Origin of the sequence: Azospirillum sp. (genome assembly GCF_035627195.1) — a bacterium.
In the GTDB taxonomy this organism is placed as follows: domain Bacteria; phylum Pseudomonadota; class Alphaproteobacteria; order Azospirillales; family Azospirillaceae; genus Azospirillum.
The window spans coordinates 16,765-29,415 of record NZ_DASPMG010000380.1 but is presented as its reverse complement, the minus strand read 5'-3'; the positions used below and the strand labels follow the sequence as shown (position 1 = coordinate 29,415).

The 12,651-nt window shown below is 71.1% G+C and carries 16 protein-coding genes; 11 read left to right on the top strand and 5 right to left on the bottom strand.

Annotated elements, in window-relative coordinates:
* The first annotated feature begins 53 nt into the window (after nt 1–53).
* From fabD to VED21_RS33255, 6 genes are all read left to right on the top strand, one after another.
* A complete protein-coding gene (fabD, locus tag VED21_RS33280) occupies nt 54–995 on the top strand; it encodes an ACP S-malonyltransferase (RefSeq protein WP_324890215.1) in 942 nt (313 codons plus the stop codon).
* An 8-nt stretch (nt 996–1,003) separates the two neighbouring features.
* A complete protein-coding gene (gene fabG / locus VED21_RS33275; protein ID WP_324890214.1) occupies nt 1,004–1,741 on the top strand; it encodes a 3-oxoacyl-[acyl-carrier-protein] reductase in 738 nt (245 codons plus the stop codon).
* 171 nt (nt 1,742–1,912) lie between these two features.
* The gene (locus VED21_RS33270) at nt 1,913–2,152 is read left to right on the top strand and encodes an acyl carrier protein (protein ID WP_324890213.1); all 240 of its coding nucleotides are present in this window, start codon (nt 1,913–1,915) and stop codon (nt 2,150–2,152) included.
* A 121-nt stretch (nt 2,153–2,273) separates the two neighbouring features.
* A complete protein-coding gene (gene fabF, locus VED21_RS33265; RefSeq protein ID WP_324890212.1) occupies nt 2,274–3,536 on the top strand; it encodes a beta-ketoacyl-ACP synthase II in 1,263 nt (420 codons plus the stop codon).
* Nucleotides 3,537–3,546: 10 nt separating this feature from the next.
* Nucleotides 3,547–4,548, top strand: coding sequence for an endolytic transglycosylase MltG (gene mltG / locus VED21_RS33260; RefSeq protein WP_324890211.1), 1,002 nt, complete (start codon nt 3,547–3,549; stop codon nt 4,546–4,548).
* A 118-nt stretch (nt 4,549–4,666) separates the two neighbouring features.
* Nucleotides 4,667–4,918, top strand: coding sequence for a DUF2934 domain-containing protein (locus tag VED21_RS33255; RefSeq protein WP_324890210.1), 252 nt, complete (start codon nt 4,667–4,669; stop codon nt 4,916–4,918).
* Between the two features lie 57 nt (nt 4,919–4,975).
* Here the strand turns inward: VED21_RS33255 and VED21_RS33250 are convergent, their stop codons facing one another.
* On the bottom strand, nt 4,976–5,179 hold the full coding sequence (locus VED21_RS33250) for a hypothetical protein (protein ID WP_324890209.1): 204 nt from the start codon (nt 5,177–5,179) through the stop codon (nt 4,976–4,978).
* A gap of 381 nt (nt 5,180–5,560) precedes the next feature.
* On the opposite strand from VED21_RS33250, the gene VED21_RS33245 reads away from it, so the two are divergent.
* Genes VED21_RS33245 through VED21_RS33235 form a run of 3 tightly spaced genes read left to right on the top strand, consistent with a single transcriptional unit; the run spans nt 5,561 to nt 8,466 of the window.
* Nucleotides 5,561–6,499 carry a DMT family transporter gene (locus tag VED21_RS33245; protein WP_324890208.1) on the top strand — a complete coding sequence of 313 codons (939 nt, stop codon included), beginning with the start codon at nt 5,561–5,563 and terminating at the stop codon, nt 6,497–6,499.
* Between the two features lie 54 nt (nt 6,500–6,553).
* On the top strand, nt 6,554–7,522 hold the full coding sequence (locus VED21_RS33240; protein ID WP_324890207.1) for an alpha/beta hydrolase: 969 nt from the start codon (nt 6,554–6,556) through the stop codon (nt 7,520–7,522).
* The gene (locus VED21_RS33235; RefSeq protein WP_324890206.1) at nt 7,519–8,466 is read left to right on the top strand and encodes a D-2-hydroxyacid dehydrogenase family protein; all 948 of its coding nucleotides are present in this window, start codon (nt 7,519–7,521) and stop codon (nt 8,464–8,466) included. Before VED21_RS33240 ends, VED21_RS33235 begins: the two co-directional genes overlap by 4 nt.
* 154 nt (nt 8,467–8,620) lie before the next feature.
* Here the strand turns inward: VED21_RS33235 and VED21_RS33230 are convergent, their stop codons facing one another.
* Complete coding sequence (locus VED21_RS33230; RefSeq protein WP_324890205.1) at nt 8,621–9,247, bottom strand: glutathione S-transferase family protein; 627 nt, start codon at nt 9,245–9,247, stop codon at nt 8,621–8,623.
* 151 nt (nt 9,248–9,398) lie between these two features.
* Between VED21_RS33230 and VED21_RS33225 the strand changes: the two genes are divergently transcribed.
* Nucleotides 9,399–9,857: a DUF488 domain-containing protein gene (locus VED21_RS33225; RefSeq protein WP_324890204.1), complete on the top strand. Its 459-nt coding sequence runs from the start codon at nt 9,399–9,401 to the stop codon at nt 9,855–9,857.
* A gap of 27 nt (nt 9,858–9,884) precedes the next feature.
* On the top strand, nt 9,885–10,631 hold the full coding sequence (locus tag VED21_RS33220) for a nitroreductase (protein ID WP_324890203.1): 747 nt from the start codon (nt 9,885–9,887) through the stop codon (nt 10,629–10,631).
* Between the two features lie 6 nt (nt 10,632–10,637).
* On the opposite strand, the gene VED21_RS33215 is transcribed toward VED21_RS33220, so the two are convergent.
* The 3 genes from VED21_RS33215 to VED21_RS33205 are packed head-to-tail and all read right to left on the bottom strand — an operon-like array spanning nt 10,638 to nt 12,411.
* Nucleotides 10,638–11,222, bottom strand: coding sequence for a hypothetical protein (locus VED21_RS33215; RefSeq protein WP_324890202.1), 585 nt, complete (start codon nt 11,220–11,222; stop codon nt 10,638–10,640).
* A complete protein-coding gene (locus VED21_RS33210) occupies nt 11,219–11,782 on the bottom strand; it encodes a hypothetical protein (RefSeq protein WP_324890201.1) in 564 nt (187 codons plus the stop codon). The genes VED21_RS33215 and VED21_RS33210 overlap by 4 nt, the downstream gene beginning before the upstream one ends.
* The gene (locus VED21_RS33205) at nt 11,779–12,411 is read right to left on the bottom strand and encodes a hypothetical protein (protein ID WP_324890200.1); all 633 of its coding nucleotides are present in this window, start codon (nt 12,409–12,411) and stop codon (nt 11,779–11,781) included. The genes VED21_RS33210 and VED21_RS33205 overlap by 4 nt, the downstream gene beginning before the upstream one ends.
* Between the last annotated feature and the right edge of the window lie 240 nt (nt 12,412–12,651).

Below are 12,651 nucleotides of genomic sequence, written 5' to 3'. Positions count from 1 at the left end.
TTCCATGGCGGCGCGCGGGGCGCGCCGCGTCCACACACGGGTTTCCGCACAGCATGACCAGGGCGTTCGTGTTTCCGGGGCAGGGCAGCCAGGCGGTCGGCATGGGCCGCGAGCTGGCCGAGGCTTTCGAAGTCGCCCGTCTCACCTTCGAAGAGGTGGACGATGCGCTGAACCAGCGCCTGTCGCGCCTGATGTTCGAGGGGCCGGACGCCGACCTGACGCTGACCGAGAACGCCCAGCCGGCGCTCATGGCCGTCTCGGTCGCCGTCGTCCGCGTGCTCAAGGACCAGGGCAAGCTCGACCTGCGCAAGCACGCCACCTTCGTGGCCGGGCATTCGCTGGGCGAGTATTCGGCGCTGTGCGCCGCCGGCTCCTTCTCGCTGGCCGACGCCGCGCGCCTCTTGAAGCTGCGCGGCCAGTCCATGCAGAAGGCGGTGCCGGTCGGGCAGGGCGCCATGGCGGCGCTGCTGGGCGCCGAGCTGGAGCAGGCGCAGGCCATCGCCGCCGACGCGGCGGAAGGACAGATCTGCTCGGTCGCCAACGACAATTCCTCGGGGCAGGTGGTGATCTCCGGCCATGCCGAGGCCATCGACCGCGCCATCGTGCTGGCCGCCGAGCGGGGGCTGAAGCGCTCCGTCCGGCTGCCGGTGAGCGCCCCCTTCCATTGCCCGCTGATGCAGCCGGCCGCCGACGCCATGGCGCAGGCGCTGGCCAACATCACCATCCTGCCGCCGGACGTCCCGGTGGTCGCCAACGTCACCGCCACGGCGGTCAGCGATCCCAGCCAGGTGCGCAGCCTGCTGGTGCAGCAGGTGACGGGCATGGTGCGCTGGCGCGAGAGCGTGCAGTACATGAAGGCGCAGGGCGTCGACACCCTGGTCGAACTGGGCGCCGGAAAGGTGCTGGCCGGCCTCGCCAAGCGCATCGACAAGGAGCTAACGGCCACCTCGGTGGGCTCGCCGGCCGACGTCGAAGCCTTCCTCAAGACCCTGTGAGGCGTCCCATGTTCGACCTGACCGGTAAGTGCGCGCTGGTGACCGGCGCTTCGGGCGGAATCGGCGCGTCGATCGCCCGCGCGCTGCACGCGCAGGGCGCCACCGTCGCCCTGTCGGGCACCCGCGTGGAGCCGCTGGAGGCGCTGGCCGCCGAACTGGGCGAGCGCGCCCGGGTGGTGCCCGCCAACCTGTCCGACGCCGCCTCGACCGAGCAGCTGCTGAAGGACGCCGAGGCCGCCATGGGCCAGGTCGACATCCTGGTCAACAACGCCGGCCTGACGCGCGACCAGCTGGCCATGCGCATGAAGGACGAGGACTGGCAGACGGTGCTGGACGTCAATCTGACGGCTGCCTTCCGCCTGTCGCGCGCGGCGCTGCGCGGCATGATGAAGCGCCGCTGGGGGCGAATCATCGGCATCACGTCGGTCGTCGGCGTCACCGGCAACCCGGGGCAGGCGAACTACGCCGCCTCCAAGGCCGGCCTGATCGGCATGTCGAAGGCGCTGGCGGCCGAGGTCGCGTCGCGCAACATCACGGTCAACTGCGTGGCGCCGGGCTTCATCACCACGGCGATGACGCACGCGCTGAACGACGATCAGAAGAGCAAGATTTCGAGCGCCATTCCCGCCGGCCGCATGGGCGAGCCGGCGGAAATCGCCGCCGGGGTCGTGTACCTGGCGAGTGAAGAGGCCGCCTACGTCACCGGCCAGACGCTGCACATCAACGGCGGCATGGCCATGATCTGAGGTGGTTTAACCTAGGGTTGGACGAAACGGAACCGGTGCCTCAGCGGCGCTGGTCAAGTCCCCCGAAATGTGTTATCGGACGGGGCTTTTCGCGGCAGGACGACACGCTTACGACGCGTGCCCGGGATGCCGGATTCGCCCGAGCGGCATCAAGGATTTGGAAGGTCGAAGATGAGTGACATCGCCGAGCGCGTGAAGAAGATCGTTGTGGACCACCTGGGGGTCGAAGAGTCGAAGGTGACGGAGAACGCCTCCTTCATCGACGATCTCGGCGCCGACAGCCTCGACACCGTCGAGCTGGTGATGGCCTTCGAGGAGGAGTTCGGCTGCGAGATCCCGGACGACGCCGCCGAGAAGATCCTCACCGTCAAGGACGCCATCGCGTTCATCAAGGACAACGCCGCCGCCTGATCCAGGCGGGGTTCTGCCGCCGCCCGTTCCCGGGGGGCGGCTCTACCACGAGGGCCAGCGGCTCCGGCTACCGGAGACCCTGGCCGTCGCAGGAACAAACGGAACAAGGTCAGGGATCGCCATGAGACGTGTCGTCGTCACCGGCCTCGGTCTGGTCACGCCGCTCGGCGTCGGTCACAAGCTCAATTGGGACCGCTTGGTCAACGGCCAGTCGGGCATCCGCGGGATCACGTCGTTCGACGTGTCGGACCTCGCCTCCAAGATCGCCGGCCAGGTGCCGCGCGGCAAGGGCGACGGGGAGTTCGACGCCGACGCCTACGTGCCGCACAAAGACCAGCGCAAGATGGATGACTTCATCCTCTACGCCATCGGCGCGGCCCACGAGGCGGTCCGCGACGCCGGCTGGATGCCGGAGGACGAGGAGGAGCGCGAGCGCACGGGCGTGATGATCGGCTCCGGCATCGGCGGCCTGCCCGGCATCGCCGAGGGCGCGGTCACCCTGCACGAGAAGGGCGCGCGGCGCATTTCGCCGTTCTTCATCCCGGCCTGCCTGATCAACCTGGCCTCCGGCCACGTGTCGATCCACTACGGTTTCAAGGGCCCGAACCACGCGGTGGTCACGGCCTGCTCGACCGGCGCGCACGCGCTGGGCGATGCCGCGCGCCTCATCATGTGGGGCGACGCCGACGTCATGGTCGCCGGCGGTGCGGAAGCGGCGGTCAGCCGCCTGGGCGTCGGCGGCTTCGCCGCCATGCGCGCCCTGTCCACGAACTTCAACGACACGCCCGAGAAGGCCTCGCGTCCCTATGACAAGGACCGCGACGGCTTCGTCATCGGCGAGGGTGCCGGCGTCGTCGTTCTGGAGGAGCTGGAGCACGCGAAGAAGCGCGGCGCCCACATCTATGCCGAGATCGTCGGCTACGGCCTGTCGGGCGACGCCTACCACATCTCGGCCCCGGCCGAGGACGGCAACGGCGGCTTCCGCGCCATGCGCGGGGCCCTGCAGCGCGCCGGCCTCGACCCGTCGGACATCGACTACGTCAACGCGCACGGCACCTCGACGCCGCTGGGCGACGAGATCGAGCTGGGCGCGGTGAAGCGCCTGTTCGGCCCGGCCATGGACTCGGTCGCCATGTCCTCCACCAAGTCGGCGATCGGCCACCTGCTGGGTGCCGCCGGCGCGGTCGAGGCGATCTACTCGATCAAGGCGATCAACCACAGCGTGGTTCCGCCGACGCTGAACCTGGAAAACCCGTCGGAGAGCTGCCTGGGCGTCAACCTCGTGCCGAAGGCGGCGCAGGAACGCCGGGTGCGCGCGGCGCTGTCCAACTCCTTCGGTTTCGGCGGCACCAACGCGTCGCTGGTCTTCAAGGAGTTCGCCTGAGGAGGCTGCCATGGGGTGGGGCCTCCGGATCGCGGCCGGGGCACTCGCCGCATCGGCTCTCCTGGCTGCGACGGTGTTGTGGGGGACCCTGCGCATGGTGGCGCCGGGTCCGCTCTCCGAACCGGCCACCGTCGTCATTCCGCGCGGCAGCAGCCTGGAAGCGATCGCCGCCACGCTGGCCGAGGCCGGCGTGGTCGAGTCGCCGTGGCTGTTCCTGTTCGACGTCAAGCTGAGCGGCGCCGGGCGTGAGCTGAAGGCCGGCGAATACGCCTTCGCACCCGGCATCAGCACGGACGGCGTCGTCACGCTGATGCGCCAGGGGAAGACCGTGGTGCGCCGGCTGACCGTGCCGGAGGGGCTGACGGCCGCGCAGATCGTGGCGTTGGTGGAGAAGGAACCGGCGCTGGCCGGCGAGGTGCGCGAGCGCCCGAAGGACGGCACGCTGCTGCCGGAAACCTACCACTTCTCCTACGGCGACGGCCGCGAGGCGCTGCTGGAGCGCATGCGCACGGCCATGGAGCAGACGCTGGCCGAGGCGTGGAAGAGCCGCGATCCGGACCTGCCGCTGCGCACGCCGGAGGAGGCCGTCACGCTCGCCTCCATCGTCGAGAAGGAAACCGGCGTGGCGGCGGAGCGTGCGCGGGTGGCCGGCGTCTACGTCAACCGGCTGCAGACCGGCATGCGGCTGCAGTCCGACCCCACCGTCATCTACGCGCTGACGCAGGGCAGCGGCGAACTGGGCCGGGCGCTGACGCGCAACGACCTGAAGGCCGAATCGCCGTACAACACCTACGTCGTCACCGGCCTGCCGCCGGGTCCCATCGCCAATCCGGGCAAGGCCTCGATCCTCGCCGCGCTGAAGCCGGAACGCCACGAATACCTGTACTTCGTGGCCGACGGCACGGGCGGGCATGCCTTCGCCAAGACGCTGCCCGATCATAACCGGAACGTCGCGCGCTGGCGGGACGTCCAACGCCGTCAGTCGGGGAACGGCGATTCGTCATCGGAGTGACGGCCGATACTTTTGGACTCCCACGTCCGACGAAGGCGAAATTGCGCGCGCGAACCACCTTCGGCACGATGCGACGCAACACAATCGCCGCAACACAATCGTCGAAGGGAGAGTGCGGATGAGCGCGGGTATCGAAGAGCGGGTCCGGGAGCGCGCCCACGCGATCTGGATCGAGGAAGGCTGCCCCGAGGGCCGCGACCAGGATCACTGGCTGCGCGCCGAGCAGGAAGTGGGCGCCGTGATCACCGTGCCGGCGAAGGCTCCGGCCCGCAAGCCGGCCGCGCGCAAGCCGTCCGTCAAGGCCGCTGCGGCGGCACCCCAGGCCGCGGCGCGCAAGCCCCGCGCGCGCAAGGCGGCGGTGACGGCCTGAGAGCAGGGCAGGGGGCGGGATCGTGAAGATCCCGCTTTCCGCAGACAGGAAGCGGGATCAGGCCGCGGAGGGCACCGCGACGACGCCGGCCAGCTCGCCATAGGACTTCCGCGCCGCGCGCATCTTCTCCAGCGATTCCCGCAGGCTCTCCTCGGCGAAGCCGGGCTGGAGCTGGTTGAGTTCCTTCTGCGTCAGATCGATGAAGGCGTCCAGCAGACGGGCATGGATGCGGCAGGCCTTGCGGACTTCGTCAGCAACCATCGGACCGGGCATTTCCTGATCTCCTGTCAGGTGATTGATCGTTCGCCCACAGTTGACGCTGGCCCGGTTAACAAAACCTTTCACATCTCCGCAAAGCGAAGTAATCTTTAGTGTTAATCCCTTCGAAATTCTTCGGAAATCCCACTTTTGATAAGACATGGCCCGAAAAGCGGCGGCCTCCATAGGCAATGTTGAGACAGGAATGGGATTTATAGTGGCACGGGCCTGATAAAAAGCTTCACCGCCTGTCCATCGCCACGGCACCCCTGCAACCTTCCGGCCGCCGGCGCATACCAGCAATCCGCCACGCCCACCGGGCGCCGACGCCGCGTCCGTCGTATACAGGCGGGGAACGATGCGAGACGGCGGGGGACGGCGGGCATGCAGGCGACCGACACGCAACCGGCCCTGGCGGAGCGGCCCGCCTACTGGTGGATCAGCGGCCTGCTGCTGGCGACGGCCGGCGTGCTGGCCTTCTCCGTGCGGCCGGTGATCATCAAGCTGGCCTACGGCTACGGCGTCGACGCCATCACGCTGCTGATGCTGCGCATGCTGTTCTCGCTGCCCTTCTTCCTGGCGGTGGCGGTGTGGAGCGGCGGCCGGCGCGGCGGCGCGCCGATGACCGGACGCACGCTGGCCGCCACCCTGGCGCTGGGCATCACCAGCTATTACGTGGCGAGCTTTCTGGACTTCCTGGGCCTGCAATACGTCTCGGCCGGCATCGGCCGGCTGCTGCTGTTCCTCTACCCGACCATCGTCGTGGTGCTCTCCGCCCTGTTCCTGGGCAAGCCGATCCGTGGGCGGGAGGTGGCCTCGCTGGTCATCTCCTACATCGGCGTGGCGCTGGTGCTGTCCAGCGAATGGGGGCACGGCGGGTCGGACATCGCGCTGGGGGCCGCCCTCGTGTTCGGCGGGGCGGTCTGCTACGCCATCTATCTGGTGGCCGGCAGCCGGCTGGTGGAGCGGGTCGGCTCCATGCGTTTCACCGCCTACGGGATGACGGCGGCCAGCGTCTGCTGCATCGCCCAGTTCGTGGCGCTGCGCCCGTTCTCCGCGCTTGAGCTGCCGTGGCAGGTCTACGCGCTGTCGGTGCTGATGGCGGTGGCCTGCACGGTCCTGCCCGTCTTCATGACGGCGGAGGCGCTGCGGCGCGTCGGCGCCAACACGGTGGCGCTGCTGGGCGCCCTCGGCCCGGTCTCGGCCGCAGCACTCGGCGCGCTGATCCTGGGGGAGGCGGTGACGCCCGCCCAGGCGGCCGGCGCCGTTCTTGTCATGGTCGGCGTGCTGCTGATCAGCCTGCGGCGGAAGGCGGCGGTGTAACCGCCGGCCCGGTGCGCCGTTGTAGGGGCAGTTAACCCCACGACGGAGGCACCGGTGATCGAGCGCCCGGCAACACAACGAATGGTGGCCGTGGACCAGGGCCGCGTGCGCCTGCACACCCTCCTGGCCGGCCCGGAGGACGGCCCGCTGGCCGTGCTGCTGCACGGCTTTCCCGACACCTCGCACGGCTGGCGCCGGCAGGTCCCGGCGCTCGTCGCGGCCGGCTGGCGGGTGGCGGTGCCCGACCAGCGCGGCTACGCCACCAGCGACAAGCCGCCGGGCCTCGACGCCTACCGCCTGGAACGCCTCGCCCGGGACGTGGTGGATCTGGCCGGGGCGCTGGGGCGGCGCCGCTTCGCCGTGGTCGGGCACGACTGGGGCGGCATCGTCGCCTGGGCGCTGGCGCTCGGCCATCCCGACCGGGTCGAGCGCGCCGTCATCCTCAACGCGCCGCACCCGGCGACGGTGCTGCCCTATTCGCTGCGGCACCCCGGCCAGCTGGCGCGCAGCTGGTACGTGCTGGCCTTCCAGCTGCCCGGCGTGCCGGAGCGGATGTTCCGCGCCGGGGACTTTCGCCTGGCCCGGCGCGCCCTGCTCGCCACCAGCCGGCCCGGCACCGTCACGGCCGACGACCTGCGCCGCTACCGCGAGGCGTGGGCGCAGCCCGGCGCGGTCACGGGCATGCTGAACTGGTATCGCGCCCTGCGCCGCCGCGCGCCGCTGCCGCAGGATCGGGTGCGGGTGCCCACGCTCGTGCTGTGGGGCGACCGCGACGCGTTCCTTCAACCGGGGCTGGCCGACGCCGCGCTGGAGCGGTGCGACGACGGCCGGCTGGTGCGCTTCGCCGACCTCGGCCACTGGCTGCACCAGGAGGATCCGGCCCGCGTCAACCCGCCCCTGATCCACTTCCTGGACGCCCATTTCCTGGACGCCGGCCGGGCCGACCCGGCGCCGTTCCCCGGCGAGGAGAAACGCTTTACAACGGAGGGGGCAACACCGGGCAGGCAAGGGCGCAGCGCATGAAGATCGCCATCCTCGACGACTACCAGCGCGTGGCGCGCGGCCTGGCCGAGTGGGACCGGCTGCCGCCCGGCAGCGAGCTGCGCGTCTTCCACGAGCATCTGGGGGACGAGGACGCGGTGGCCGAGGCGCTGCGCCCCTTCGACGTGCTGGTCATCATGCGCGAGCGCACGCCGATGCCGGCTTCGCTGATCGCCCGGCTGCCGAACCTGAAGCTGCTGGTCACCACGGGGATGCGCAACCTCGCCGTCGACCTGGACGCCTGCCGGGCGCGCGGCATCCCCGTGTGCGGCACGGCCATCGGCGGCACGCCGACGGCGGAGCTGACCTGGGGCCTCATCCTGGCGCTCGCCAAGCGCATCCCGGCGGAGGACCGCGCGCTGCGCGAGGGGCGCTGGCAGACCGGGCTGACGCGGACCATCGCCGGCCGGCGCCTGGGCGTCGTGGGCCTGGGCAAGCTGGGCGCGCAGGTGGCGAAGGTCGGCCTCGCTTTCGGCATGGAGGTGGTGGCGTGGAGCCAGAACCTCACCGACGCCCGCGCCGCGGAGGTCGGCGTGCGCCTGGTGGAGAAGCCGGAGCTGTTCGCCACGAGCGACGTGGTGACGCTGCACCTCGTGCTCGGCGAGCGCACGCGCGGCGTCGTGGGGGCGGCGGAGCTGGGCGCCATGAAGCCGACGGCGTGGTTCATCAACACCGCGCGCGCCGGCCTGGTGGACGAGGCCGCGCTCCTCGACGCGCTGACCAACCGCCGCATCGCCGGCGCCGCGCTGGACGTGTTCTCCCAGGAGCCGCTGCCGCCCGGCCACCCGCTGCTGGCGCTGGACAACGCGGTGCTGACGCCGCACGTCGGCTACGTCACCGAGGAGAACTACGCGGCCTTCTACCGCGAGGCGCTGGAGGACATCCTCGCCTGGACGGAGGGGCGGGTGGTCAGGCCGCTGACGTGACAACGTTGGGTTTTCGGCTTCGGCCTCAACCCAACCTACTGAAAACATTCCATAATCGTCATGGCCGGGCCCAGTCCCGGCCATCCACGCTCCTTGGATTGGTCGGCGTGCGTGGATGCCCGGGACAAGCCCGGGCATGACGGCTTGAGAAAGGTCACGCCAGCGCGATGCCCTCGCGCTCCACGGCGCGGCGCACGGCCGGACGGGCCAGCATGCGCTGCTTGTGCGCGGTGTAGTTGGCCAGCTCCGCCACCGGCAGCTCGATGCGCATCCCCCACCAGTAGAAGACCAGCAGGTACGGGTCGCACACCGTGTACGGACCCTGCACCCATTCCTTGCCGGCCAGCAGCCCGTCGATTTCCTTCAGGTAGTCGTGGAAGACCTGCCGGCCCTTCTCCTTCAGCGCCGGGTGGACCGCCGTGTCGTCGGCGAACCGCTCGGGGCGGAAGATGTGGGCGAAGGCGGGGTGCACGCTGCTGGACAGGAAGGCCATCAGCGACAGGCAGCGCGCCTCGGCCAGCGGGTCGGTGGGCAGCAGCTTCGCCTCGGGGAAGCGCTTGGCGAGGTAGGCGAGGACCGCCAGGTTTTCGGTCAGGATTTCGCCGCCGTCGACGCGCAGGGCCGGCACCCGGCCGCGCGGGTTGACCGCCCGGTATTCCGGCGTGTTCTGCTCGCCGTTGGCCAGCGCCACGCGGCGTGCCTCGAACGGAGCGCCGGTTTCTTCGAGCGTGATGTGCGAGGCCAGGGAACAGGCACCGGGCGAGTAGAACAGCGTCAGCATGCGCTTCCTCCTGAATTGGTGTTACGTTCTTAGCCACCGGGCGGGATGCGGTCCATGTGGGCGGCTGCATGCATCCCATGCCGCAACGTGGGCTTGTTCCGGGGGCGGGTCGGGTTATTCTTTTCGCCCTGCGACGTTCCTGGAGATCCGCATGCCGCAGGCGCCCGTGATCTGGACCATCGGCTACGAGCGCGCGGCACCCGACGCGCTGATCGCGGCGCTGCGCGAGGCGGGCGTGCAGGCGGTGCTGGACGTCCGCGAACTGCCGCTGTCCCGGCGGGCCGGCTTCTCCAAGGGGCCGTTGCGCGCGGCGCTGGCGGAGGCCGGCATCGACTATATCCACCTGAAGGCGCTGGGCACCCCGGCCGAGGGGCGGGAGGCGGCGCGCCGCCGCGACCACGGCCGGTTCTGGGCGATCGTCGAGGAACGCCTCGACACGCCCGAGGCGGAGGCCGCGCTGCACCGCGCCGCCGAGCTGGCGCGGGCGCGCCGCAGTTGCCTTCTGTGCCTGGAGGCCGATCCCTGCGTCTGCCACCGCCTGCGCGTCGCCGAGCGGCTGGCCGGCCGGTTCGGATTCACGGTGGAGCATCTCCACCCCGTCATCCTGTGACCCCCAAGGAAGCCCAAGGAAGAAAGCATGAGCCTGGAGGAAACGACGGCGGCCGACTGGGCCGCCTGGGAAGACACCGTGCGCCGCGCCGGCGGCAGCCCGGCCGCGAGTGCCGAGGACGCGATCACCGGCCGCCGCTCGGTGCGCGCCTTCCTGCCCACGCCGGTGCCGCGCTTCGTGATCGAGCACCTGCTGACGGTGGCCAGCCGGGCGCCCAGCGGCTCCAACATCCAGCCGTGGAAGGTGACGGTGGTGACGGGGGCGGCGCTGGACCGGCTGCGCGGCGTTCTGGTCGACACGTTCCTCACGGGCGGCGATCCGGAATGGCCCTACCACTACTACCCCCGCCGCTTCAGCGAGCCCTACCTGTCGCGCCGCCGCGCCTGCGGCTGGGGCCTGTACGGCGCCCTGGGCATCGGCAGGGCGGACGCCGTCCGCATGCGCGAGCAGCATTCCCGCAACTTCCGCTTCTTCGACGCGCCGGTCGGCCTGATCGTCACCATCGACCGGGAGTTGGAGATCGGCAGCTGGCTCGACCTCGGCATGTTCGTGCAGTCCATCATGGTGGCGGCGCGCGGCGTCGGGCTGCACACCTGCCCGCAGGCGGCCTTCGCCCCCTACCACGCGCAGATCCGCGATCAACTGGGCATCCCCGAGGATCAGGTGGTGGTGTGCGGCATGGCGATCGGCCTGGAGGACACGGCCGCCCCCGAGAACGGCTTCCGCACCGATCGCGAGCCAGTGTCCGCGTTCGCCCGCTTCATCGGGGAGTAGCCGCGCTCAGGCCCGCTTGCGGTCGGATCCGGCGGGGGCCGGCGCCTCGTCGGTCCCGCCCGGCCGCGGCTTGCGCGTGGCGAACAGGCCGCAGGGCGAGACCGTGCCCACCGTGTAGCCGGTGTTGCGCGGAAAGCGCTGGGTCAGGCGGTCGAGCGCCTCGCGCTGGCTGGCGGCGGCGATGAGATAGGTGCGTGCACCGCCCCAGGCCGACGCGAGGCGCGTCGTTCCCGAGGTGGCGTCGGTGGCCAGCTCGACGCGCGCCGCCCAGATGACGCCGGGCCGCGGTTCCAGCCGGTCGAAGACGTGGAAGCGCTCGACGGGCATGCGGCGGGTCTTCTCCAGATCGGCCTCCGCCGCCTGCAGGGCGGCGCGGCCCTGCTCGATGCGGGCGTCCGCTTCTTCCAGCCGGCGCTCGGCGTCGCGCAGGGTGCGCTGCGCGGCCAGCAGGTCGCGGTCCAGGTCGCGCATCGCCTGCTCCTCGGCGGCCATGTCCCGCCGCACCCGCGTCAGCCGCCGCGCCACCGCGCGGTTGGCGAAGACGCCCAGCGCCAGCATGACGACGCTGGCGTAGAGAAGCAGCATCGTCATGTCGCCTCCGGCGGCGGCTGCTCGGGATGGGCGTCGGTGAACCGTTCGATGCGCGCGTGCAGGATGCCCGAGCGGGGATGGAACGCGCGCTGCAGCGCCGCGTGCGCGGCGTCCGGCGATTCCGCCCAGATGTGGGCGACGTTCCGCCGGTGCCAGATGTCGCGCGCGAAGATCAGGTTGCGCTGGTCGACGCGGGCGAAGTCGGGCGCCGTGCGCAGCGCGCACTGGTACAGCACGTGGCCGGGATCCGGCCCGCCCAGCTCGTCCACCAGCTCGACCTTGTCGGCCTGGATGGAGGCGGCGAGGGAGGCGACGCGGGCGCGCTGCGCGTCCAGCTGGCCGCGCTGGTCTTCGCGGTGGCGGACCAGCTCCTGCGCCTCCTCGACCCGGCCGCGCAGCAGGCCCAGCTCCTTGCGGTGGTCGGCGAGGCGCTTGCGCAGCAGCGACTGGCGGCCGGTCAGGACGCTGATGCGCGACGCCTCGATCACGATGATCAGGCCGAGGGCTGCGGTGCTGAGAACGATGAGGGCGAGGGCGAAGATATCGAGGGCAGGCATCATGCGTTCAGGCCTGGCGGGCTTTCGAGCATAGCCCGGAAGGCCATGAGATCGCCATCGCCAAGGAGCCGCAGGTCGATGCCGGCCGCCAGCCGCTGACGCTCCGCGTTCACCTCGGCCAGCACGGCGCAGCGGGCGATGGGACTGTCGCGCAGGGCGTCCAGTTCGGACAGGCTGCCGCGGCGCAGGTCCTCGGTCCAGCGCGCGGCGTCGGGGGAGGCCAGCACCGCGTCCAGCGGCATGCGCTGGGCGCGCGCGGCGGCGGTGTCCTGGATCTCGGCCACCAGCGGCGCCATGCGGCGCGACAGGGCGGCCCACCAGCCGGCGGTGTCGATGAAATGGATGCAGCCGGGCGTGGGCTGCGGGTGCGCCAGGGTCACCGCGTCGCGCAGCATCACCGGCTCGACCCACCGGGTCCACAGGCGGCGCGCGTGCGCCCGCCGGCGCCCGTTCAGCACCTCCAGCAGCGCAGCACCCACGTGCGCCGGCCGCGCTCCGCCGTCGCGGGGATCGGGGGCGACGGCGTCGAACAGCCGGGACACGGTGCGGCGGTCGAGGTTGCGCAGCAGGCGCCGCACGCGCTCCACCCGCGACTCCACCGTCTCCCGCGCCGTGTCGTCCCGTTCGCCCATGCCACCCCCTTGCGGACTGCACACTCCAATATGCACCTGACAGGGTAGGCCCCGGCGGGGCAGGGGGGTATCCTTCAATGGCGCGGATTTGCCACGGTATTCGTCGAATCGTTACGATTTGCGACGTTCCGTGACGGCGTGCGACGGGCGGCGGCGCGCGCCGGGCCGGCCCGGTGCTATTCGACGCGGCTTGTCGCAATTCATCGTTTGACGGTAACCGGGCGCCGATGCTTCCTACAC

Excerpts from the sequence above, each read along its gene's own strand:
- fabD (WP_324890215.1), top strand. The coding sequence starts at position 54 with ATGACCAGGGCGTTCGTGTTTCCGGGGCAGGGCAGCCAGGCGGTCGGC.
- fabG (WP_324890214.1), top strand. The coding sequence starts at position 1,004 with ATGTTCGACCTGACCGGTAAGTGCGCGCTGGTGACCGGCGCTTCGGGC.
- VED21_RS33270 (WP_324890213.1), top strand. The coding sequence starts at position 1,913 with ATGAGTGACATCGCCGAGCGCGTGAAGAAGATCGTTGTGGACCACCTG.
- fabF (WP_324890212.1), top strand. The coding sequence starts at position 2,274 with ATGAGACGTGTCGTCGTCACCGGCCTCGGTCTGGTCACGCCGCTCGGC.
- mltG (WP_324890211.1), top strand. The coding sequence starts at position 3,547 with ATGGGGTGGGGCCTCCGGATCGCGGCCGGGGCACTCGCCGCATCGGCT.
- VED21_RS33255 (WP_324890210.1), top strand. The coding sequence starts at position 4,667 with ATGAGCGCGGGTATCGAAGAGCGGGTCCGGGAGCGCGCCCACGCGATC.
- VED21_RS33250 (WP_324890209.1), bottom strand. The coding sequence starts at position 5,179 with ATGGTTGCTGACGAAGTCCGCAAGGCCTGCCGCATCCATGCCCGTCTG.
- VED21_RS33245 (WP_324890208.1), top strand. The coding sequence starts at position 5,561 with ATGCAGGCGACCGACACGCAACCGGCCCTGGCGGAGCGGCCCGCCTAC.
- VED21_RS33235 (WP_324890206.1), top strand. The coding sequence starts at position 7,519 with ATGAAGATCGCCATCCTCGACGACTACCAGCGCGTGGCGCGCGGCCTG.
- VED21_RS33230 (WP_324890205.1), bottom strand. The coding sequence starts at position 9,247 with ATGCTGACGCTGTTCTACTCGCCCGGTGCCTGTTCCCTGGCCTCGCAC.
- VED21_RS33225 (WP_324890204.1), top strand. The coding sequence starts at position 9,399 with ATGCCGCAGGCGCCCGTGATCTGGACCATCGGCTACGAGCGCGCGGCA.
- VED21_RS33220 (WP_324890203.1), top strand. The coding sequence starts at position 9,885 with ATGAGCCTGGAGGAAACGACGGCGGCCGACTGGGCCGCCTGGGAAGAC.
- VED21_RS33215 (WP_324890202.1), bottom strand. The coding sequence starts at position 11,222 with ATGACGATGCTGCTTCTCTACGCCAGCGTCGTCATGCTGGCGCTGGGC.
- VED21_RS33210 (WP_324890201.1), bottom strand. The coding sequence starts at position 11,782 with ATGATGCCTGCCCTCGATATCTTCGCCCTCGCCCTCATCGTTCTCAGC.
- VED21_RS33205 (WP_324890200.1), bottom strand. The coding sequence starts at position 12,411 with ATGGGCGAACGGGACGACACGGCGCGGGAGACGGTGGAGTCGCGGGTG.